This window comes from Bacteroides fragilis, from assembly GCF_019583405.1.
Lineage (GTDB): Bacteria > Bacteroidota > Bacteroidia > Bacteroidales > Bacteroidaceae > Bacteroides > Bacteroides fragilis_B.
In genome coordinates, this window is record NZ_SZUU01000003.1 from 144,492 (window position 1) to 167,064 (window position 22,573).

Here is a 22,573-nt window from a genome sequence, read left to right on the forward strand (position 1 = left end):
CCTGTTGCTTAGAACTCTCCTTCGACTTCTTTTGCATTAATTTACGATATTTCTTCTTTATATGGTAAATTATGGTTTATTTTGCACCGTTTTTCAAACGACTAAGAATCATAAACCAATTAAAATGAAAGTAATACATACGATCAAGGACTTGCAGGCTGAACTTTCGGTTTTGAAAGCCCAGGGTAAAAAGGTGGGGTTGGTACCTACTATGGGTGCTTTGCATGCAGGGCACGCATCTCTTGTAAAGCGTAGTGTAAACGAGAATGAAGTAACGGTGGTAAGTGTTTTTGTGAATCCTACCCAGTTTAATGATAAAAATGACCTTGTTAAGTATCCTCGCACACTGGATGCCGATTGTAAATTGCTCGAGGATTGCGGAGCGACATATGCTTTTGCTCCTTCGGTGGAAGAAATGTATCCGGAACCGGATACCCGCCAATTCAGTTATGCTCCTCTGGATACTGTGATGGAGGGTGCTTTCCGTCCGGGACACTTTAACGGGGTATGCCAGATCGTAAGTAAACTGTTTGAAGCAGTGAAGCCACATCGCGCATATTTTGGTGAAAAAGATTTTCAGCAATTGGCTATCATCCGTGAGATGGTTCGCCAGATGCAGTTCGATCTTGAAATTGTAGGTTGTCCCATTGTCCGTGAAGAGGACGGGCTGGCTTTGAGCAGCCGGAATGCGCGGCTGTCGGCAGAAGAACGTGAAAATGCATTAAAAATATCTCAGACCTTATTTAAAAGTCGTACCTTTGCTGCCACTCACACAGTGAGCGAAACGCAAAAGTTTGTGGAAGATGCTATTGTTGCCGCACCGGGATTACGCCTGGAATATTTTGAGATAGTAGATGGAAACACTTTGCAGAAGGTTGGGAATTGGGACCAAACATCCTATGCAGTAGGCTGTATTACAGTATTCTGTGGAGATGTCAGACTAATTGATAATATTAAATACAAAGAATCTTAAACTAAAAAAGACGAAGTCCTTATGATGATTGAAGTGTTGAAGTCGAAAATTCATTGTGCCCGTGTTACGGAAGCCAATCTGAATTATATGGGTAGTATCACGATTGATGAGGATTTGCTGGATGCAGCCAATATGATTGCCGGTGAGAAAGTATACATCGCTGATAATAATAACGGTGAGCGTTTTGAGACCTACATTATCAAAGGTGAACGCGGATCAGGTAAAATCTGCTTAAATGGTGCTGCTGCCCGGAAAGTACAACCGGACGACATTGTGATTATTATGTCGTATGCGTTGATGGATTTTGAGGAAGCAAAGACATTTAAACCAACGGTGATTTTTCCGGATCCAACTACAAACAGTGTGGTGAAGTAAGAAACCATTCAACCGAAGAATATAAAAAATCCCTGCTAATATCAGAATATTAGCAGGGATTTTTTTATTGGGTAGATCCGTGTTGATGCTACTTTCTGCCCAAAGAGTCTATTTGTGGTCGGTAAGCAATTGGTTGTGAGATCACGAACCGTAGATTACTTACCAACGCAGATTTCCGATTCTTTATTTAGAGCTTAACTGTTCGTTCATCGCTGCTGCAGCACGGCGTCCGTCTCCCATGGCAAGGATTACGGTAGCCCCTCCTCGTACAATGTCTCCTCCTGCATAAATGGTAGGGATAGACGATTGCATCTGGTCATTAACGGTAATCGTACCTTTACGTCCCAATTCCAGACCTTTGATAGAGCTGGGAACAATGGGATTGGGTGACACGCCTACACTGACAATGGCAAGATCGATATCGATGGTTTCTGTCGCTCCTTGAATGGGTACCGGACTGCGTCGCCCTGAAGCATCCGGTTCGCCCAGTTCCATTTTCTGTAAAACCACTTGTTTCACACGTCCTTGCTCATCAGCCAGATATTCGATCGGGTTGTGCAGGGTCAGGAATTCTATCCCTTCTTCTTTAGCATGCTTCACCTCTTCCAGACGTGCCGGCATTTCTTCTTCCGAACGACGGTAGATAATCATGGCACGTTCCGCTCCCAGGCGTTTGGCTGTACGGACAGAGTCCATAGCGGTGTTGCCACCTCCAATTACAGCAACGTTTTTACCGAAAGCTACCGGAGTATCGGAATCGGGACTGGCCGCATCCATCAGGTTTACGCGAGTCAGATATTCGTTGGAAGACATAATATTGATAGAATTTTCTCCCGGTATATTCATGAAGTTAGGGAGTCCGGCACCGGAAGCCACAAAAATGCCTTTGAAGCCTTCTTCCTCCAATTGTTCCACACCGATTGTTTTTCCTACGATGCAATCCTTGATGAAAGTAACCCCCATTTTGGCAAGATTCTCAATTTCAACGTCTACAATCTTGTTGGGCAGACGGAATTCAGGAATACCGTATTTAAGTACACCGCCGATTTCGTGCAGCGCTTCGAATACAGTTACATCATATCCGTATTTGGCCATATCCCCGGCAAATGACAGTCCGGCAGGACCTGAGCCGATGACAGCTACTTTGATACCGTTCTTCTCACCAATTTCCGGAACAGAGATTTGTCCGCTTTCGCGTTCGTAGTCGGCGGCAAACCGTTCGAGATGACCGATGGCTACAGCTTCTTTACCCATTTTCAAATGGATACACTTTGACTCACATTGTTTTTCTTGTGGACATACACGGCCACATACGGCAGGCAGGGCACTGGTTTCTTTCAGTGTCTTAGCCGCTTCAAGAATTTCTCCACGTTCGATGTTTTTGATGAAACGGGGAATATCGATACCTACCGGACAACCGGTCATACAACCTGGATTGGCACAATCCAGACAACGTTGTGCTTCTGTGACTGCCTGTTCTTTAGTTAATCCCTGGTTAACTTCCTCTTTGCGGCTGTGTGAACGATACTCCGGATCAAGTTCATTCATTTTGCAGCGTTCGATGTTTGCACGGTCTTTCGCTTTTATTGCTTTACGGAGTTCTTCGCGCCAAGGAGCGGTACGTCCGTTTTCGTCTATGGTTTTAGTTGCTTCACATTCGTCGAGTTTGTGCAGTTCTTCGCGTTCAATGGCTTTAAAAGCGCCCATGCGTTTCAACATTTCGTCGAAATCCACCTGATGACCGTCAAACTCCGGACCGTCTACACATACGAATTTGGTTTTTCCTCCGATGGTGATTCGGCAAGCACCACACATTCCGGTACCGTCCACCATAATTGTGTTCAACGATACTTCGGTCGGAATTTCGTATTTTTTCGTCAGCAAACAAACAAATTTCATCATGATAGCCGGGCCGATAGCAAAACATTTGTCCACTTTCTCCCGCTTGATCACTTCCTCTACTCCTTCTGTAACCAGACCTTTACGACCATATGATCCGTCATCGGTCATAATGATCACTTCATCCGAACTTTCGCGCATCTCTTTTTCAAGAATAATCAGTTCTTTGCTGCGTCCGGCCAATACAGTGATCACACGGTTGCCGGCTGCTTTAAGCGCTTGTACGATCGGTAGCATCGGAGCAACTCCCACACCTCCTCCGGCACATACAACGGTTCCGAAGTTTTCAATGTGCGTAGCCTGTCCCAGCGGGCCTACTACGTCAGTGATATAGTCTCCTTCGTTTAGTTCGCAAAGGCGGGTAGAAGAGAGCCCTACCTCCTGAACAACCAGTGTGATGGTTCCTGCCTTCGGGTCGGCGGCTGCAATGGTCAGTGGCATACGTTCTCCCTTTTCACCGACACGCACAATCACGAAATGACCAGCCTTGCGTGATTTTGCTATCAACGGAGCTTCAATTACAAGTTTGAATACTTTCTCCGAGAAATGTTCTTTGCTAATGATTTTGTTCATTATCTAATTAATTTGTTGGATTTATTACGTAATTGCTATCAGAATGTTCTTAGTGTGCAAAGATACTGCTAATTTGTAAATAACAAAAGAAAAGCCATCCTTTTGAAGGGATGGCTTTGTCCTCAAGGTGAGTATATTTGTTTATTTTGTTCTGATTTTATACCCCGCCATTCCATAATAGAGGATAAAGAGGAAGCAGGGGAGGCAGATCCAGTAAGCATTTTGTGCTCCTGCTATGTCTTTGATATATCCGAACAGGGTAGGAATGACAGCACCACCGGCCATAGCCATTATCAACAAAGAAGAACCGGCCTTGGTGAATTTGCCTAAGTCTGCCATGGCGAGCGGCCAAAGTGCAGGCCACATCAGTGAACATCCCAATGCTATGAATGCTATGAAGTAGATCGAGATATCAGCCGGAGTCAATACTACCAGGATAGAACCTGCAATGGCAAGAATGGAACAGATTTTCAATGCTGTAGCCTGATTGAGGTATTTAGGTATGAAAATGATGCCGCAGATATATCCGATTACAATTCCGATTGGAGCAATCCAGGCATAAGCTGCTGCGTTTTCCAGATGCAAGCTGTTGGCGTAGTCAACAAGAGTACCTAATGAAACCGTTTCTACACCTACGTAGAGGAAGAGTGCAAGACATCCCAACAGCAGATGCGGGAATTGCCATACAGACGTTTTGCCGGCTGCATACGGACAAGCCTCTGCACCACCTTCGCTGTCGTCTTCGCCGGCTGCTTTTACTTCCGGCAGTGGAGCCATCAGCGAAATGATTCCTAATAAGATGAAGGCGGCGATGATTACATAAAACGGAGTAAATAAGTCTGATACGGTAATGTCGCTGACTTCCTTACCGATCAGGAAGGCCAGGAACAATGGAGGAATCGGCCATGCTAACTTGTTACAGATACCCATGATACTGATACGTTTGGCAGCACTGTCCAATGGGCCGAGGATAGTGATATACGGATTGACAGATGCTTGTAAGAATGCATTTGCCGTACCGCTAACGAAAGATGCTACCAGGAAAAGTGCAAAACTTTCTTGACTGGCAGACGGAATGTACAAACCGAAAGCAATGGCAAACATGGCGAATGAGAGTGCCATGGTACGTTTGTACCCGATAGCTTTGATAGTCATCGAAGCCGGATAACCAAAAATAAGAAAAGGTACGAAAGTAGCTGCGATAATAAGATAAGATTCAGCGGAAGTGATGCCTAAAGAACCTTGTAAAACCGGAATCAGAACGGAGTTAATTCCTAATGCGAATCCGATGGCAAAGAACATGATGCCGATAAATGCTAACGGCAGAGCAAAGTTTTTTTGAGTAGAGCTCATAAAATAGGAGTTTTGAGGTTAGTAAAAATGTGTTTTAAGGTAAAAAAAGAGCAACCCCTGTATCGGAGTTGCTCTTTTATCTTGTTTTGTTTTTAGTCGATAATGTCAAATCCGCAGTAAGGAACCAATGCTTTCGGGATCCGAATGCCCTCCGGGGTCTGATGATTTTCCAGCAGGGCTGCTACGATACGGGGTAACGCCAGCGCTGATCCGTTCAGTGTATGGCAAAGCTCGGTCTTTTTTTCTCCGCTGCGATAACGGCATTTCAACCGGTTAGCCTGGTAAGTATCGAAGTTGGATACGGAGCTGACTTCCAGCCAGCGTTTCTGTGCTTCGGAGTATACTTCGAAATCAAAGCAGAGAGCGGCGGTAAAACTCATATCACCGCCACAAAGACGGAGAATGCGGTAAGGAAGTTCTAACTTCTGGAGCAAACCTTCAACGTGATCCAGCATTTCCTGATGTGACTGGCGGGAGTGCTCAGGCTTATCTATACGTACCAATTCTACTTTAGAAAATTCGTGGAGACGGTTCAGGCCGCGTACATCTTTACCGTAGGAACCGGCTTCACGGCGGAAGCACTGTGTGTAAGCACAGTTTTTAATAGGAAGTTGTTTTTCATCCAGAATCACGTCACGGTAGATGTTGGTTACCGGAACTTCGGCTGTCGGGATCAAATAAAGATCGTCTACTTCGCAGTGGTACATTTGTCCTTCTTTGTCCGGAAGTTGTCCCGTTCCGTAACCGGAAGCTGCATTGACAACCGTTGGGGGCATGATTTCAGTATATCCCGATTTACGTGCTTCATCCAGGAAAAAGTTAATCAGTGCACGCTGCAATTGAGCACCTTTACCTTTGTATACCGGAAAACCTGCACCGGTGATTTTTACACCCAGGTCGAAATCGATCAGGTCGTATTTCTTAGCCAGCTCCCAGTGAGGAAGTGCATCTGTTGGGAGTTGAGTTTCCATGCCTCCCATTTTTTCTACAACATTATCCTCGGCGCCAACACCCTCGGGTACGCTGTCATAAGGAATATTGGGAATAGTATACAGCAGATTCAGCATGTCGTTGGCCGCCTGATCCATGTCAGCCTGTAGTGTTTTGTTGGTCTCCTTTATTTCGGCTACACGGGTTTTCGCAGCTTCGGCTTCTTCCTTTTTTCCTTCTTTCATTAGCTGGCCGATGGTTTTCGAGAGCGAATTTACCTCTGCCAGGTTTTTATCTAATTGGTTTTGTGTATTACGTCTTTTGTCATTCACTTCAATCACTTGGGCAATTGTTTCTTTGGCCCCTTTGAAGTGTTTCTTTTCCAGACCGCGGATTACCGCATCTGTGTTTTCTGTAATTTGTTTAATGGTAAGCATATCTATACTTTATTTATGAACTTTCTTCTTTGAGTTTACAAAGATATATAAAAATAAGATAAGAGGATACGTCTTGTATAAAAAAGAAAAGAGACGCAATCAACCGATTGCATCTCTTTCTTCAATTTCTTACAATTTCCTTTAAACTCCGGAAATTTATGCTTCTGTTGCTTCAGCAGGGATGATAGAAACATATCTTCTGTCTTCTCTACCTACTTTGAAACTTACAGTTCCGTCTACTAAAGCGAAAAGAGTGTGGTCCTTACCCATACCGATGTTTTCACCCGGGTGGAATTCAGTACCTCTTTGACGAACGATGATGTTACCTGCTTTGCAAGCTTCGCCACCAAATATCTTAACGCCTAATCTTTTGCTCTGTGATTCGCGGCCGTTCTTAGAACTACCGACACCTTTCTTATGTGCCATTTCTTCTTACTTTTAAAAATTGATTAAGCTACTACTTCTGTAATTGTTAACTCTGTGAACTGCTGACGGTGACCGTTCAACTTTCTGTGACCTTTTCTTCTTTTCTTGTGGAAAACAAGTACTTTGTCACCTTTAACCAGGCTTGAAACAATCTGGCAAACTACTTTTGCACCGTCTACAGTAGGAGCACCTACAGTAACGTTTCCGTCTTTGTCTACCAAAAGAACTTTGTCAAATTCTACAGTTGCACCATTCTCTGCATTCTGAATGTGGTGAACGAACAATTTCTGGCCAGCTTCAGCTTTAAATTGCTGACCGTTGATTTCTACAATTGCGTACATCTTATATAAATAAATGTAAGTTAGCTCCGTCGGGTGGTCTTTAATCACTTAAAAAACACTTGCTCAAACCCGGTGCGGAATAATCAGGGCACAAAATTACTGCTTTTATTTGTTTCGGACAAGTTTTTCTTTTTCTTTTTTGTTGTTCAGTATGTTATTTTACTCTTTTTCTTCTTTCAGGCAAGGGCAGTTAGAAGGTTGATTACTAAATGGAATATGACTTTATTCATTCTGTCACTTTGATAATCGGAACTCCTCAGAATCGTTTATTTCGGACGGGGACGCTTGCCCAAATGAAAAAACGCATTCTACAGTTTTTTCCTGATGACATATTTCTTTGGATTTTTGATTGATTGTATACATGAGGAAAGAAAAAATGTCTTGACGGCGGTGAAAGTGTTGCGGATGGGATCGTATCCCGGTTATTCTGTCATTCCAGAAAGCTCTGCCTGCGGGTGCCAACCGGAAGATGGAGTGTTCCTTTCAAGCCGGATTTTGAATAACAATAGGAGATATTGGAGAAAACAATAGGAGATATTTTCAAAACACAAGGACATTTTTGGTAAATGCTTACTTCTTTCCGGGTAAATGCTTACTTCTTTCTGCTAAAATGCCTGCTTCTTTTCGCAAAAAGCCCGGCTTTTCAACCTCGGAAGCCCGGCTCTCCGGCCCCTTAAGCCTCCGTTGGGCTTTTTTCTTCTCTCAGAGCATTGGAAACGGACAAGGACTCTGTTATAAAAAACAGATGTTTGCTTTCTTTTTGCACCGTTATTCGGCGAATGGATAACATCCGGTTAATTGCTCAGAGCGAACAGTCGGCTTTGTCGTCCGGAACGGAAATTAGCTGACCAAGAGAACTGATGATTCTGTCGTAGGGATAAGCCTGAAACTCTTCGGCAGTGGTCATACCGCTGGTAACGCCGGCAAAAGAAACTCCGGCAGCAGCGGCCGTTCCTGCATCCACTGTACTGTCACCGATGTATAATACTTCTTCGGGGCATGCCTTCAATCGGCCGATGGCAAGTAACAAACCTTCAGGATCGGGTTTATGATGTGTCACATCTTCACCTCCGATAATAATGTCAAACCAATCATCCGGCATGTGATTTTTCAGGAAACTCAGTATCCGGAACCGGTATTTGGTTGAAATGATTCCGATACGGGCCCCTTGTTTTTTCAGGTACGTAAGCGTGGGGAGAGTATCCGGGAAAAGGATGGTGTTTGCATTCATATATACATCTGCCTCTTTTGAATACTCTTGTCTGAATGCTTCCAGTTGACTGGCATCAGTAATTCCTGTAAGGATGCTGAATGATTCTTCAAGCGTTTTCCCAATGGTACGTTTTATGGTATCATCGGTGACACCGGTGTAGCCGTGTCTCTCGAGTACGCTTCTGAAGCAGGTTACGATACCGCGTGAAGAGTCTGCTAACGTATAGTCAAAGTCGAATAAATAAACCGTGTATTTCATTTGCGGAATTTTCGGCAAAGATAGTGATTTTTTATTTCAATAAAGCTTATTTGCGCACTCTGCCTCCCGATATCCAATGGGTCCGGTAATAGGGCTCGTTGAGGCTGCTGACAATTACCCCTTGGCTGGTGCTGGCATGAACAAACTTTCCATCCTTGAGATAGATGCCCACGTGGGCCACTTTTCTGCGCGATTTCCGGCTGCTGAAAAATACCAGATCACCTTCCCGAAGATTCCGCCGGGCAACTTTGCTGCTCTCTTTCTTCTGGCCGTCTGTACTTCGTTGCAGTTTGATGTGATACACCTTTTTATAAATCTGGCAAGTCATTCCCGAACAGTCAGTACCACGTTTCGTCTCCCCACCTCCCCGGTAAGGGGTGCCTATCCACTGGGCCGCCTCCAGATAAAGTTTGTGATTATCTTCCATTCCGATATCCACACCCAGGCGTACAGAGGCGCGGGCGAGTGCCTTATAATCAAGTCTGGGGACAGAAGTGCGGCAAGCACTCAGGCTGACAACCAAAGCAGTAAGGAGCAACAGATTAAAAAGATGTCTCTTCATACGTTTTTTATTCTTCTACATTAAAGTAATCTTCCAGTTCTTTTTCAGCCGAATTATTCTCGTTCACAATGTCACGGATGATAATTCCGTGTTCAAGTACTGCGATGCGGGGACAAACATCTACCGTGTGGTTCAGATTATGGCTCGAAATGATGACTGTGGCATTATGTTCTTCATTATACTTTTTCAGCAGGTGCTTGATTACGGATTGCGAACTCGGATCGAGAAAGTTGAATGGTTCATCCAAAATTATCAATTTGGGATAATGCAACATGGCCGATATGATTCCTATTTTTTGCTTATTTCCCGCGGAAAAATTACGGATAAACTTCTTTTGCCCCAGTACTTCTCCGTTCATAAAACGTTCGAAAGGGATCAAACGTTCATCCACCTCCTCTTTTTTCAGTCCATACATTTTGCCGATGAAATAGAAATACTCCTCCGGAGTCAGGTAGCCAATCAGAAAGCCATCATCGATAAATGCACCGGTGAAACTTTTCCAGTCTTCACTTTGATTCACATGGATGTCATTAATAATGACCTCTCCGGAGTCGGCTTTCAGCAAATCTAACATTAAACGGAATAAAGTTGTTTTTCCGGCTCCGTTGTTACCTACCAGGCCAATCATTTCTCCTTGATTGATTGTGTAGCCGTCGATATCGATGGCTGTTTGGGTACCGAAATTTTTTCGGAGGTTATGTATGGTAATCATATTCTTTTTTGTTTGATAAATATTGAATCGTTATTTACTATCTCTGAATCCTTCCATATTTTCGTAGCGGCGTTGCATGAAACGGACATATACATTGTTTATCCACATAGGGGAGGTCAGGGTGAAGCCTAATCCGATGATTAATATGACAATGTAGGCCCATGTTTGTCCCAGCAGCATGGGGAGCGTACCATAGAGTGTGGTTGGTACGATGAAAAGTCCGAAACTGATTAACATCTGCATTCCGGTATTCATGCTTTGTTTGCCTGTGATGCTTTCATTGAGTGGTACGGTTTTATGGTTGTATACCGCCAGTTGGAACAAGATGCAATAGACAGGACCTGTTGTCAGAAAGATTAGTGCGACAGCACCCAGCAGGCTGGCTTTTCCCATCACAAAAGCCGGTATCAGCAGGATCAGCGGAATGATTTCCGCCAAGCTATAGATATAATATTTGGCTGTCAACAGGCTTTTGATAGATTCTTTGCGAGTCATCAGTCCGTCGATATAGTTTCCTTCAAATCCCATAAGTTGTATCAGAATCACCATACCGAATCCAAGGAAGGAGTATACCAGGACAAAACTCTTCATGTGGTCATACGTACTGCTGAAACTCAGTATGATGGAGAAGATGATTACGAGCATTGCTACCGATCGGAGTGAAGCCTTACAGCGTTTGTTACGTAGGAGCATTTTCAACTCCAGGCGCATGTATTCGCCCACCTCTCCGTAACGTTCCAGGAAACGGTATTCGGATACGGTTTTTACCTTTGTGTCTTCTACTTTATTGATTTCGTTGTATACTAAACCGCTCATCACTTTGCGGTTGATACACCATATCAGAACAGTGGCTGCCAATGTACCCAGGTAAGCAAGTAGATTTCCTTCGATATAACCTTCTCCTAAGTTCATGAAAAAGTCGCTTATAAATCCCGTTTTGGGAATAAAAATAGCGATGGCAATTCCACTGTAGATAACGATGGGAAGTAACACCCACCAAATATGTTCGTTAATCAGCGTACGGCAAAGCAGATACCAATATCCGTTGAAAACCATCAGTAACCAAATGCCGATACTGTAAGTGAGAACTCCTGATATTCCATAAAAAGGAAAGACTGTGAGTGCTGCGAACGGCACGAACAGGAACAGCCAGATAAGATTGAAAGAGCTGAGCCCGTGGCGGAGAAGCAGAAAGTCGAGTATACGGCTTCGTTTTACGGGAAGTAGCAGGTAAGGTTTTACTTCTTGTGTAGGAGTTTTTTGGAAGGGGAAACGTATTACAAAGTCCAGGGCAAGCGCAAATATCAGTCCACTGTTCAAAATATGATAGGCTTCCATATTGGGAACTTCTGTGCTGATGGCTTTTGCCAGACCGATGCCAATAAATATAAAGTAAGCACCCCAGAAAATAAAGGAGGCATACATAATGTATTTGCCGATTTTATTCTTTTCGTACATCGGATGCCGTTTGGCAGCAAGTTTGCCGTGTCGACGCAATTCGTTGAATAGCATAGTTCGTTATAGTTTAAGGAGGGGGGAGAGCAAAACCACCACAGATTACACCGGTTTTCATTGTCTGAGTTTCATTCTCGGATTTTGAATGACTGTGATTTTAATCTGTGAAATCTGTGGTGGAAAAGATTTTTGATGCTCTTTGCTTTTAGGATTGATTATTTATTTTCCGCACTGACCATTGTCACTTCCACCTCGTTCTTTTGTTTGAACAGGTCGTCTGCGAATTTCCGGATATCATTTACCGTAATGCTGTTGACTATCTTTTCGTAGTCATTCACACGGTTGACGCCGGTATATAGGTATTCGTCGATACTTCCCAACCAGTAGCTATTCTCTTTCAGGTCTTCGGTATGCTTTTTCAGCATGTACTCTTTCACCTTATTCAAGTTGGTTTCTGACGGACCGGTTTTCGCTATGTTGGTTATCTCGTCAAAGATGATTTTCATCAATTTCTCTTTCTTATCGGGAGCTGTATCGAAGATGATCTGCAAAAATATTTTTTCTTTGGGATATTTTTGTAACCTTCCACCTACGTATACTCCATAGGTACCTCCCTCGTCTTCACGTACTTTTTCTGTGTAAACCAGATCGAGTATCTGGCTTGTCATGCCGAGTAGAAGGTTGTTTCTCAGATCATATTTGCAGTCTCCGCTATAGAAAACGAATACCGAAGCTTTGGGCGTTTCCTGTTTCTTGGTGAATTCGTTCTTGTAAATGCCCTGACGCACTTCTATTTTGTTATCTTTGAAAGTCTCCTGACGATTGATGGCAGGGAGTGCACCCAGGTATTCTGCGATGACCGGTTTCATCTTTTCTACATCTACATTGCCGACAAAGATGAATGTGAAGTCGCTTGCATCTTTAAAACGATCCTGATACATAGACAGAATCTTATTGTAATCCATCTGATCCACCATATCGGCTTTTATGCGTTTGGCTCTCGGATGATTCATATAAACACCGGCCTGAATGGAGTCGTTGAATGCCACATTCGGGTTCAGTTCCTGATTTTTTAACGCTGCTTTACTACGACTTTTATAAGATGCAAATGCATCGTTGTCTCTGCGCGGGGCGGTGAATGTGAGGTAAGTGAGCTGCATCATCGTTTCAAAATCCTTGGGAGAGCAACTTCCTGAAACGTTTTCGGTCGTGAGTGAGATGTTGTAATTGACCGATGCTTTTTTTCCGGCAAGCACTTTCTCAAGATCTACCGCACTGAAGTTACCTAAGCCACCAGCGCCGACAGCATCCAGACCGCTTATATTAATGATTTCCGAATCGGGGAATAAAGAACTGCCTCCCAGACTGACACCTTTCATACGGATTTCGTCTGCTTTGAAATCGGTCTTTTTTATAATTACCTTTACTCCGTTAGATAGAGTCAGAGTAGTTGTTCCAAAGATATCATCTTTCGTTTCGGAAACAATTTTCCCCCCTTTCGGAGCTTCGGCCATCAAAGGTTCGTCTGATACCTTGTCTACATAAGCAGTCAGTTTCTCTGCTTTTGCATCTTTCAGCAGTTTGTTTATGGTCGCTTCGGAAGGCAGTTTCAGACCATCTTTTTCAGGAGCGAAAAGAGCTACTACCTGATTATTGTCCGTAATAAGCCCTTTCATCAATTGGTTGATTGCTGCCACCGGAATATTCGGAGCTATCTGATTGATAAAAGTATATTCGTTTTCAATACCCGGTATTGGTTCGTTATCAAGGAAATGACGGACATATTCGTTTACATATTTATCATTTTTCTGCTTATCCCGTTCGTTGTAGGCCGATTCCAATTGGCGTAGGTATTCCGCACGGGCACGGTTGTATTCCGTTTCGGTAAAGCCGAACTGACGGGCACGTTCTATTTCGCGCAACAAGGTAGCGATGCCGTTATCAATACTGTCTTCTTTGCATACTACAACTCCGAGAAAGGCATCCTTGGTTTTGGCTACGAAAAAGTTGCCGTCTTGCGTTCCGGCATAGATATAGGGCGGATTGGCTGTTTGTGCCAATTCATTCAAACGTGCGTTCAGCATACTACTGATCAGATCCTTGGCATATTGCTGTATCAGGTAGTCCACATTGCCTTTCTGATTATCAGGAATTGCTTCGTGCTTATTGAAAAGAAGAACCTGTACATGAGGTTGTTCCTTATCTTTCAGGATACAGATGATCGGTTCTTTATTATCGGCAACCGGATAATAGATGCGTTCGGCGGCATTCGGCTGTGCCGGAATATCGGCGAACATTGTTTTGATCTTGGCTTCTACAGCATCTACGTCGATATCACCGACAATGACGATTCCCTGTAGGTCCGGACGATACCACTTTTCATAGTAGTCTCTCAGTGTTTGTGGTTTGAAGTTCATCACTACGTCCATGGTGCCAATGGGGAAACTGTTGGCATATTTGTCGCCCGGATACATCATCGGTAGAAGTTTCTCTTGCATACGCATCATGGCACTCATACGGGTACGCCATTCCTCATTGATAACACCCCGTTCTTTATCAATTTCCTTCGGATCGAGGGTCAGGTCATTGCTCCAGTCGTGGAGGATCAGTAAACAAGAATCTACTGCTCCGGGAGTGTTGACCGGTACATTGGAGATATTGTAAACCGTTTCGTCAATAGAAGTGTATGCATTCAGGTTTTCCCCGAATTTAACACCGATACGCTCCAGATATTGCTTCAAGGCATCACCCGGGAAGTGGGTTGTCCCATTGAAACACATGTGTTCCAGAAAATGTGCTAATCCGCGTTGATTTTCTTCTTCTTGAATAGAACCCACTTTCTGGGCAATGTAAAAGTCAGCTCGGTTGGCGGGCAGATTGTTCTTACGGATGTAGTAGGTCAGACCATTGTTCAACTTTCCAATACGTACATTCTTGTCAATAGGGATAGACGGCATTTGCTGTGCAAAGGCCTGCTGGAAGTTGCAGCATAAAATGACTGCAACCAAAAGTAAACCACGGAATAAATGTTTCATTGTTATACTGTTTTTAAGTTCCACTCACTACAAAAGTTATAGAGCACATAGATCCTATTTTACGGGTTGAGAATCTGGGCTTTCAGTATCTCCTGAGATGAATTACCTTATTACTGTTTTTCTATCAGTCGCATTGCCGGAAAGTAAATCACATAATCGCTTCTCTTATTTTCACTAATTTAGTCAATAATCCTTCCAATAGGTCAAGCTTCAGCATATTGGCACCATCGCTTTTGGCTACTGCCGGATTTTCGTGTGTTTCAATAAAGAGGCCGTCGGCTCCGACAGCAATACCGGCTTTGGCTACCGTTTCGATTAACTGAGGCATACCGCCTGTTACCCCGCTTGTTTGGTTGGGTTGCTGTAAAGAGTGCGTGACATCCAGAATGACTGGATAACCGAAAGATTGCATTTCGGGTATTCCCCGATAGTCAATAATCAAATCTTGATAACCGAAAGTTGTCCCGCGTTCAGTCAGCATAACGTTCTTGTTGCCGGCCTCTATCACCTTATCTGCTGCAAATTGCATGGCAAGCGGAGAGAGGAATTGTCCTTTTTTGATATTGATCGTTTTTCCGGTTTTGGCAGCAGCGACCAGTAGGTCTGTTTGTCGGCAGAGGAAAGCGGGTATCTGCAGGATGTCTACATAATCGGCCGCCATGGCTGCTTCATCGGCTGCGTGAATGTCGGTTACGGTAGGTACTCCGAAAGTGTTGTGTACTTTCTCGAGAACTTTCAACGCCTTTTCGTCACCAATTCCCATGAACGAATCTAAGCGGGAGCGGTTGGCTTTGCGGTACGATCCTTTGAATACGTAGGGGATGCCCAGTTTATCGGTGATATTCACTATTCTTTCTGCGATTCGCAGAGCCATCTCTTCGCCTTCGATGACGCAAGGACCGGCTAACAGGAAAAAATTTCCTGTTTTATTATTCTTCAGTTGTTCTATCATAACATTTATGTTTTATCAATTGGGTATAATCAATGTGGTTGCTTCCGGTATAATTCCTATTTCAATCGGGAAATGACGTGGCAACAAGCGTCCGTCAAGGTCGACAGCGGCATTCTGGGCACGTAGTACTTTTACTTTTCGGGTACGGTAGGATTTCACCACTTTGTGGTTCAATATACGTCCTTGAATAAGCATCCACAGTCCGGACAAGATTTGCAGGAACTCGGGACGGTAGATGACCGATACATCCAGCCAGCCATTATAGGGTACGGCACTTGGGGTTTGTCCGTATCCGGTGGCACTTCCCACACAGACTGTCATAATCCGCCCGCGGATGTGTTCGTCGTTAATCTTGAGATGTGAACGATAAAGCTTACGTTCGAATATCAGCAGGAAGAGAGCTGCCAGATAGGAGAGAAACTTTACTCCCCAGAAACGTTTGGTCTGGTCCGTGATTTTTACGATACGCGCACCTAATCCTATATTGACTGCATTGAGGAAGTAACGTCGTTGGTGTTTTTCGCCATCGTAAAAGTTGCAGTAACCCACGTCTATTTTCTTCCGGCGGTTATTGATAATCCAGTCTACTGCCTGTTTGTATTCCAGATTCAATTCCCAGTATCTGGCAAAGTCGTTTCCTATTCCGTTGGGGATGATACCGATGGCTATCTCTTCTTTTTTCTCTGCGTTCGAACTCATAATGCCGTTAATGGCATCATTCAATGCACCGTCTCCGCCCACCACTACGATGGTGCGATAGCCGTTGTTGGCCAGAATACCGGCGAGCCGTTCTACCGATCCGAAACCCTCGGACTGCACATAGTCGTATGATACTCCCTTAGAGTCCATGTACTCTTTTATTTCTTTCCACCGTTTCTGCACCTTTCGTGTGCCTGCTTTGGGGTTGTAGATTACGCCCCATTTTCCAGGTTCTACGCTCATGGATATTATATTTATTATTTCGTACTTTTATTTATACTTCTCTGTATGGTGACCGTTCTTTTTGTTAAACGATCGATCATTCGTATATTAACAAGAGACTTGGCTTAACCTAACCGATTATTATAGGTTATTTATTACCTTTATCTTTGTTCATTAACTGGTCCCGCGCTTGAGGGCTCATCTGCCTCCGTTCCCGGACTTATGGGCTTGGGTAGCCGGACGCATGGACCCGCACTTGCGGGACGAACTGATGAATGAAACAAAAGCGGTTAAGAGCTTCGCCAAAGTTACTAAAACTCTTTGAGTTTCTGCTTTACAAAGTTAATCTTTTCCTCCATTGGGAGTGATGCATCTACCCAATGAATGGTGAAGCCTCTTCGTTCCATTCCCCGAAACCAGGTCATTTGCCGTTTGGCAAACTGGTGGATGGCAGTTTCCAGACCGGTGAACATTTCATCGTATGTCATTTTACCAATGGCGTACAAGGTCAGGTATTTGTATTCCAATCCATAATAAATCAAGTCATCCGGATGAATCCCCTCTGCCAGAAGACGACGTACCTCTTCAACCATCCCGTCGTCCAGTCTTTGTTTAAGGCGGCGGGTGATTTTCCCTCGTCGCAATTCACGGTCGATGTCCACTCCGATAATCAGGCTGTTCAGTTGTGGGAATTCCCGTTCTTCTATTGGTGTCTTTGCATAATACTCTTCTATTTCGATAGCACGGATTGCCCGTTTGACAGTATCCACGTCTGTCGAATTGTGAAGTGTCTTATAACCGCTTAAAATAGCAGTCAGTTCTTCCAATGATTTTTCGGCCAGGCGTACACGCAACTCTTGGTTTTCGGGAACTGGAACTAGGCGATAGCCTTTTAGTACCGACTCCAGATACAAGCCTGTCCCTCCACATAGAACGGGGAGATGTCCTTTTTGTTTAATAGTCTCGTAAGCTGTCAGGAAATCACGTTGATACTCAAATACATTGTATTTATAGCCCGGATCGGCAATATCTATCAGGTGGTAAGGGATTTGTCTGCCGTTAATAGTGTAGTCTTCCAGGTCTTTGCCTGTACCAAGATCCATTCCCCGATAGATTTGGCGTGAATCGGCACTGATAATTTCAGTATTTAACTCTGCGGCCAATGCGGCAGCAAAAGGGGTTTTACCCGAAGCGGTAGGGCCAAGAATGGCAATCAGATCATAGTCCGGCATGGTCATATCTTTATTAATAACGTTACAAAGATATGAAAAAGGAAGTGAAAAGCAGGTGTTAAACTCTTAAATAGTGTTATAAAACATCCTTTTTTTCTTGTATTATTTGCAGATAACCAAAGAGTACGTATCTTTGCAATGTGTTTTTCATAGTATTAGATTTAAGGTTAACAAAGGTTGGAGCAAGGCGTTGCTCCTTTTTTTATGTCCTAATGTCTCCTATGCTTTGTGTATCCATATTGACAACATCTTCTTTTTCAGTATAATAACGTTGATGGCCGACACCAATAAGAATAAAAATATACCTATGGCGAAAGTTGGCCAAAGAGATCCGACAGACATTTGTGGAAACAGTAGGTTCAGTGTCGTAAGATAAGAGGTGCGTGCCCACGAAACAATGCCGACGGATAGTAACAGTACCACAACATTGAGTCCTAATGTAAGAATCTGATAGGGGAGTGCTACTCTTGAAGGGCTGTAACCTATCAGAAGTAAACTTTCCAGTTTCACGGTGTTTTTTTGTAAAAGCAGAAAAATGCTGAGCATCAGAATGTAGAAAGAGAGTATGCTGATAAATAGTCCTACTGCAAGGACAATACCCACAATCAGACGCAGAAAATAAGTGGTTTTCCCGGCGTCCAGTTTTCCATCTTCTGTCTCATAACCCTTTTGTTGGAAATACGTTGCAATGGAGGCATCAGCGGGATTGTCTACTTCGATAATCAGCCGTGAAGGGTCCGGCTGGCTATCCGGTGCAAAGTTTTGGTTAGCCCAATTCATAAAAGATTGTGGAACCAAAATAGTATTCAACCGGTTGGAAAAGCCGACGATGTTTCCTTTATATTGCTCAACCCGTCCGTTGCCCCGCATTAGAATATCCATTTGGATCAGGCTCATCAACCCTTCCGATAGCTTAGGCAGGCTTCGGCTCTGGGCAAATCCGAAGTTATATAAATTCAGATAATTGCGCGGAATGATGATAGGGATGGTGTGCGTGTTTGCATCAAAATGCCATTTATCAAGGTTGATGTCTACAAACTTATCAGGAACGGCCTCAAAGAACATTTCGGTAGAAAGGTGAATTCCTGCTTCCTGCATTCCCAATCCTGCGGAGACTTTAAATTGCGAAGGAGTGAAAGCACCTACGCTCCGGGTGAACGGTTGTTTCTTCAGTTCCTCTATTTCCTCAGACGAAAAAGTGTTACTCTTGCCCGCAAAAGATCCCAGCGTACTGATTTTCTTAGTAGCTATCATATAATCTTTCTTCATAAAGCTATCCCCTTCGGTAAAGATGGGAACTACATCTTTGTAGAATTGTGCGCTGAGTAACACAATAACCATTCCGAAGAAGTTGGCAAAGAAGAAACCGGTCAACTGACCGATGCTGATATGCTGACGGAGCAGCTTCCAGACTAAGTTATTCATAATTTCAATATTCTGTCATACGTTAACTCGATATGCTTGCCGATGGACGTTACGATGATTCCCGCTCCTTGTCTTCCGGCTTCTTCCGTCACCAGTTCTCCCATAATACGTGCATTTTCATCGTCCAAATGACTGATGGGCTCGTCCAGGAAAATGAAGTCGAAAGGTTGACAAAGCGATCGGATGAACGCCACTCGCTGTTGTTGTCCGAAAGAGAGTTTTCCTGCCTTCACGTTCAGTTTGTCCGAGAGTCCCAATGCTTCGAACAGTGAAAGTATTTCTTTTCGGGTTTTATATCCGGTCAGATTATTTTTTAGTCGGATGTTTTCGATGGCGGTCAACTCCGTAAAAATACGTAAGTCCTGAAAAAGCATACTCAGTGAATGTTTCCGGATTTCCACCCATTGCTTCACCAGGTATGCTTTGATATTGGTTTTATCGAAGTTGATAATTCCCTGATAGTCGTTTCGGTAGCCGTAAACATAGCTGCACAACGATGATTTACCGGTACCGGAGGCAGCCTCGATCAGGTAAGATTTTCCTTTATGGAAAACAAGATTCTGATGCCATACATCCGAAGTTATCGAATTACGGTCAGCAAACACTTGGGGAAGTGTTTGCTGTAAGTGAATGCTGTCCATACACGTTGAAGATTACATGCCGGCGAACTGTTTGGCAAAGTCTACTATCTGTTTTAAAGCGTTGTCGTCTTTGTTTTTCAGAAGAATGGCTGTTTCGGTCTTACCTTCACTGTCACTGAATGCTTCGATATACGAAATTTTTGAAGCGAGTTTATAATAAGTCTGATATTCTTCGCCACCGAATCCGGCCATCATTTTCACAACAGGGAGATCGAGAATAGCATCCATATTGATAACAAAAAATACATTTTTGCCTTTCATATCCGATGCATATCCGGCATCTTTAATCGATTTCTCTACCGGTTTGCTGATACTCTTGTACAGAAGTTCATCATTAGTGGCGTACATCTGCTTGTTGCGGATGCCAAAGAATACGTTGGTTGCTCTTGATTTATAAACATATTCGTTTTCGCCCAATTGGATAATATCTTCGTTTTTACCTAATTTTAATTGTTTCTTATTGTCGTACAATGCTTTCAGGGCATTTCCGTTCTTTGCATCTGCATAAGCTGCAAAAGTAGGAACACTGTTCAAGGTTACATTAATCAGTCCGATGGAAATATCTCCATCGAAAGAGGCGAATAAGCTTTTTACTTCATCGGCTTTCGCAAGAGACACGTTTCTACGGAATTCTTCATTATTGAACAGTAAATCGTAGAATGCTGCTCCATTGACTCCTATATTTAGGAATGCGAGAGTCGATTCGGGGAAGTTCTGGAGGAAAGTTGTATTTAACTTTTTAACAGCTTGAGCCTGTTTCTTCAGTAACGCATCCGTTTCTGCATTATCCGAGTAGGTTTCGATCTGCAGAGCGATTTTTCCTTTTTCAAAGTTGAGGTTACCCACAGCTTTTACTTCGCTCAAGTCGATTTGTGAAGAGAGCCCCAGACTGATTTGTTGAGTATACATTTGGGGAACCGCATCCATTGAAGCAAAAAAGTTTATGTCTCCTTTTTGATTCTGCATCTTCCGGAAACTGCCGTTCGAGGCGATACTGTTCTCTTCAGTCTGTTTGAGTAGTGTGGAGATGGTTTGTTTGGCAACATCCATTTGAGAAGTTCCATAGGCTTCTGTCAAAACTGCTGCATTTTCATTGAAGACCAATAGATTGTTCTTCTGCAGGGATGTGAAACTGTATCCCTCTTCTTCTGCTACAGGCTGGCAGATTCCTTCTTTGGCCATTAAGTCGAGCGAAGCACGCAAGTCGTCGATATTGCTGACTTTGGCAACTATAGCGGGGCTGATGAAAGTCTTGGAAGTAAATACGAATACAGGAGCTTTGACATCAATCCCCGATTGAGAAGGATTCTTCATTATTTTTTCCAGTTGCTGGAAAGCAGCTGCATTCATTCCGCTTTTCAGGGCTTCCATCATTTTTTGTTTCATCCCTTCATTCTCTTTATCATTCAGGCCGGCTTTGTCGGCAAGAGAATTCAGATTAACGGAAGCAACAGCCGAAGCGTCGGCCGGAATCACATGGATATATTCCGCTTTCTTGGAGCAGGCTGCCATGAAAACGATCAGTACTGCCAGTACCGAAAGTCGGGAAATCATTCGTTTTACCATAATTACTATCTTTTTTATTTCTGTAAATTACATATTCATTGTGTGGCAAGCCACCAATGCTGCTGTTTCTGTGCGCAGTCGCGATTTGCCTAAACTGATGGGGACAAATCCTTTCTCGATTGCTTTCTTTACTTCCTCTTCGCTGAAGTCGCCTTCCGGTCCGATCAATACGAGGGCATCTTCTCCTTTTGTCAAGGCATCTTTCAATAAAGGTTTTTCTCCTTCGTAGCAGTGGGCAATGAACTTTTGCCCTTTAAAGTCTTTTTCGATAAATGTGCTGAAATCGGTCATTTCGTTCAGACGCGGTAAACGTGCTTTTAACGATTGCTTGATGGCAGACACCAATATCTTTTCAATGCGTTCTGTTTTAATTACTTTCCGCTCGGAGAAGCGGCAGTTCAGGAATGTTAATTCGTCGAACCCTATTTCAGTTGCTTTTTCAGCAAACCATTCATTGCGATCCATATTTTTTGTGGGTGCCATGGCAATGTGCAGATGTCCGTCCCACAAAGGCTCTTGGTAAATTGTCTCTTTAATATTCACCAGGCAACGTTTATTGGTTGCCACGCTGATCTCTGCCCGATAGAAGTTTCCCTTTCCGTCAGTGAGACTAATTTCATCTCCGGCCGTCAGGCGGAGCACACGTACACAGTGCTGTGCTTCCTCTTCTGGAAGTTCTGTGCTGGTTTGTATATCAGGAGTATAAAATACGTGCATATCTTTTATTTATGTCGGTTAATTTCGTCACGAAGTCGGGCTGCCAGTTCATAATTCTCTTCTTGAATGGCTTTGTTCAATGCTTCTTCAAGAGAAATAATGCTGACTGGCTCCGTACGTGAGTTTTCATCTTCTTCCGGAGTATCGGGACGTTCGTCTCCGTCTGTCAACCGAATACACTCGCGTTCAAGAATAGATTCGTATATAAAGATAGGACAATCTGCCCTGACGGCCAGTGCCACTGCATCCGAGGTACGGGCATCTATCCGAATAATTTCTTCGTCTTTTTTAAAGTAGATATACGAATAGAAAACGCCTTCTTTGGCTTTATATATCAGTACCCGAAGCAAAGTTGCTCCTAAAACATTCAGACACGAATAGAATAAATCGTGTGTCAGCGGGCGTGGGGCCTTTATTCCTTTCAGGCAAATGGCTGTGGCTTGTGCTTCGGCAGGCCCTATTATAATAGGCAGTTGCCGTTCGCCATCTACTTCTCCCAATACCATTGCATAGGCGCCTACCTGTGCTTGGCTGTTAGAAATGTTCAATACCTGTAATTCTACTTTCTTATCCATTG

The 22,573-nt window shown here is 43.6% G+C and carries 20 protein-coding genes; 2 read left to right on the plus strand and 18 right to left on the minus strand.

Translation table 11 applies throughout. The annotated features are described in order from the left end of the window. The first annotated feature begins 124 nt into the window (after positions 1–124). Positions 125–973 (plus strand): pantoate--beta-alanine ligase, encoded by an 849-nt coding sequence (gene panC / locus FDF36_RS07900; RefSeq protein ID WP_220390968.1) that lies wholly within the window; start codon positions 125–127, stop codon positions 971–973. Between the two features lie 21 nt (positions 974–994). Then, positions 995–1,348, plus strand: coding sequence for an aspartate 1-decarboxylase (gene panD / locus FDF36_RS07905; protein ID WP_005775741.1), 354 nt, complete (start codon positions 995–997; stop codon positions 1,346–1,348). 183 nt (positions 1,349–1,531) lie between these two features. Here panD and FDF36_RS07910 read toward each other — a convergent pair whose 3' ends face one another. From FDF36_RS07910 to FDF36_RS07995, 18 genes are all read right to left on the minus strand, one after another. After that, positions 1,532–3,820: a bifunctional dihydroorotate dehydrogenase B NAD binding subunit/NADPH-dependent glutamate synthase gene (locus tag FDF36_RS07910; RefSeq protein WP_022012386.1), complete on the minus strand. Its 2,289-nt coding sequence runs from the start codon at positions 3,818–3,820 to the stop codon at positions 1,532–1,534. A 141-nt stretch (positions 3,821–3,961) separates the two neighbouring features. After that, entirely contained in the window at positions 3,962–5,173 is a 1,212-nt protein-coding gene (gluP, locus tag FDF36_RS07915; RefSeq protein WP_005775743.1) for a glucose/galactose MFS transporter, read from the minus strand. 92 nt (positions 5,174–5,265) lie between these two features. Beyond that, positions 5,266–6,540, minus strand: coding sequence for a serine--tRNA ligase (gene serS / locus FDF36_RS07920; protein WP_005775744.1), 1,275 nt, complete (start codon positions 6,538–6,540; stop codon positions 5,266–5,268). Positions 6,541–6,696: 156 nt separating this feature from the next. Beyond that, positions 6,697–6,966, minus strand: coding sequence for a 50S ribosomal protein L27 (gene rpmA / locus FDF36_RS07925; RefSeq protein WP_005775747.1), 270 nt, complete (start codon positions 6,964–6,966; stop codon positions 6,697–6,699). 23 nt (positions 6,967–6,989) lie between these two features. Beyond that, positions 6,990–7,307: a 50S ribosomal protein L21 gene (rplU, locus tag FDF36_RS07930; protein WP_005775748.1), complete on the minus strand. Its 318-nt coding sequence runs from the start codon at positions 7,305–7,307 to the stop codon at positions 6,990–6,992. Between the two features lie 802 nt (positions 7,308–8,109). Further along, a complete protein-coding gene (locus FDF36_RS07935; protein ID WP_220390969.1) occupies positions 8,110–8,778 on the minus strand; it encodes an HAD family hydrolase in 669 nt (222 codons plus the stop codon). Positions 8,779–8,824: 46 nt separating this feature from the next. Continuing rightward, positions 8,825–9,340, minus strand: a complete 516-nt coding sequence (locus FDF36_RS07940; RefSeq protein WP_005810046.1) for a C40 family peptidase — start codon at positions 9,338–9,340, stop codon at positions 8,825–8,827. Between the two features lie 7 nt (positions 9,341–9,347). Further along, positions 9,348–10,052 carry an ABC transporter ATP-binding protein gene (locus FDF36_RS07945; protein ID WP_005775753.1) on the minus strand — a complete coding sequence of 235 codons (705 nt, stop codon included), beginning with the start codon at positions 10,050–10,052 and terminating at the stop codon, positions 9,348–9,350. Between the two features lie 30 nt (positions 10,053–10,082). Beyond that, on the minus strand, positions 10,083–11,564 hold the full coding sequence (locus FDF36_RS07950; RefSeq protein WP_220390970.1) for a DUF5687 family protein: 1,482 nt from the start codon (positions 11,562–11,564) through the stop codon (positions 10,083–10,085). 158 nt (positions 11,565–11,722) lie between these two features. Continuing rightward, positions 11,723–14,542 (minus strand): M16 family metallopeptidase, encoded by a 2,820-nt coding sequence (locus FDF36_RS07955; RefSeq protein WP_220390971.1) that lies wholly within the window; start codon positions 14,540–14,542, stop codon positions 11,723–11,725. A 148-nt stretch (positions 14,543–14,690) separates the two neighbouring features. Beyond that, positions 14,691–15,494 carry a 3-deoxy-8-phosphooctulonate synthase gene (gene kdsA / locus FDF36_RS07960; protein ID WP_220390972.1) on the minus strand — a complete coding sequence of 268 codons (804 nt, stop codon included), beginning with the start codon at positions 15,492–15,494 and terminating at the stop codon, positions 14,691–14,693. Between the two features lie 15 nt (positions 15,495–15,509). Next, on the minus strand, positions 15,510–16,436 hold the full coding sequence (locus tag FDF36_RS07965) for a diacylglycerol/lipid kinase family protein (RefSeq protein ID WP_005785352.1): 927 nt from the start codon (positions 16,434–16,436) through the stop codon (positions 15,510–15,512). Positions 16,437–16,726: 290 nt separating this feature from the next. Next, positions 16,727–17,647, minus strand: a complete 921-nt coding sequence (gene miaA, locus FDF36_RS07970; RefSeq protein ID WP_220391247.1) for a tRNA (adenosine(37)-N6)-dimethylallyltransferase MiaA — start codon at positions 17,645–17,647, stop codon at positions 16,727–16,729. Between the two features lie 219 nt (positions 17,648–17,866). Further along, complete coding sequence (locus tag FDF36_RS07975) at positions 17,867–19,072, minus strand: ABC transporter permease (protein WP_220390973.1); 1,206 nt, start codon at positions 19,070–19,072, stop codon at positions 17,867–17,869. Further along, positions 19,069–19,713, minus strand: coding sequence for an ATP-binding cassette domain-containing protein (locus tag FDF36_RS07980; protein WP_220390974.1), 645 nt, complete (start codon positions 19,711–19,713; stop codon positions 19,069–19,071). The genes FDF36_RS07975 and FDF36_RS07980 overlap by 4 nt, the downstream gene beginning before the upstream one ends. Positions 19,714–19,725: 12 nt before the next feature. Next, complete coding sequence (locus FDF36_RS07985; protein WP_220390975.1) at positions 19,726–21,279, minus strand: DUF4836 family protein; 1,554 nt, start codon at positions 21,277–21,279, stop codon at positions 19,726–19,728. Between the two features lie 27 nt (positions 21,280–21,306). After that, positions 21,307–21,996, minus strand: a complete 690-nt coding sequence (locus FDF36_RS07990; RefSeq protein ID WP_220390976.1) for a 16S rRNA (uracil(1498)-N(3))-methyltransferase — start codon at positions 21,994–21,996, stop codon at positions 21,307–21,309. 5 nt (positions 21,997–22,001) lie between these two features. Then, the gene (locus FDF36_RS07995) at positions 22,002–22,571 is read right to left on the minus strand and encodes a bifunctional nuclease family protein (protein WP_005785364.1); all 570 of its coding nucleotides are present in this window, start codon (positions 22,569–22,571) and stop codon (positions 22,002–22,004) included. Between the last annotated feature and the right edge of the window lie 2 nt (positions 22,572–22,573).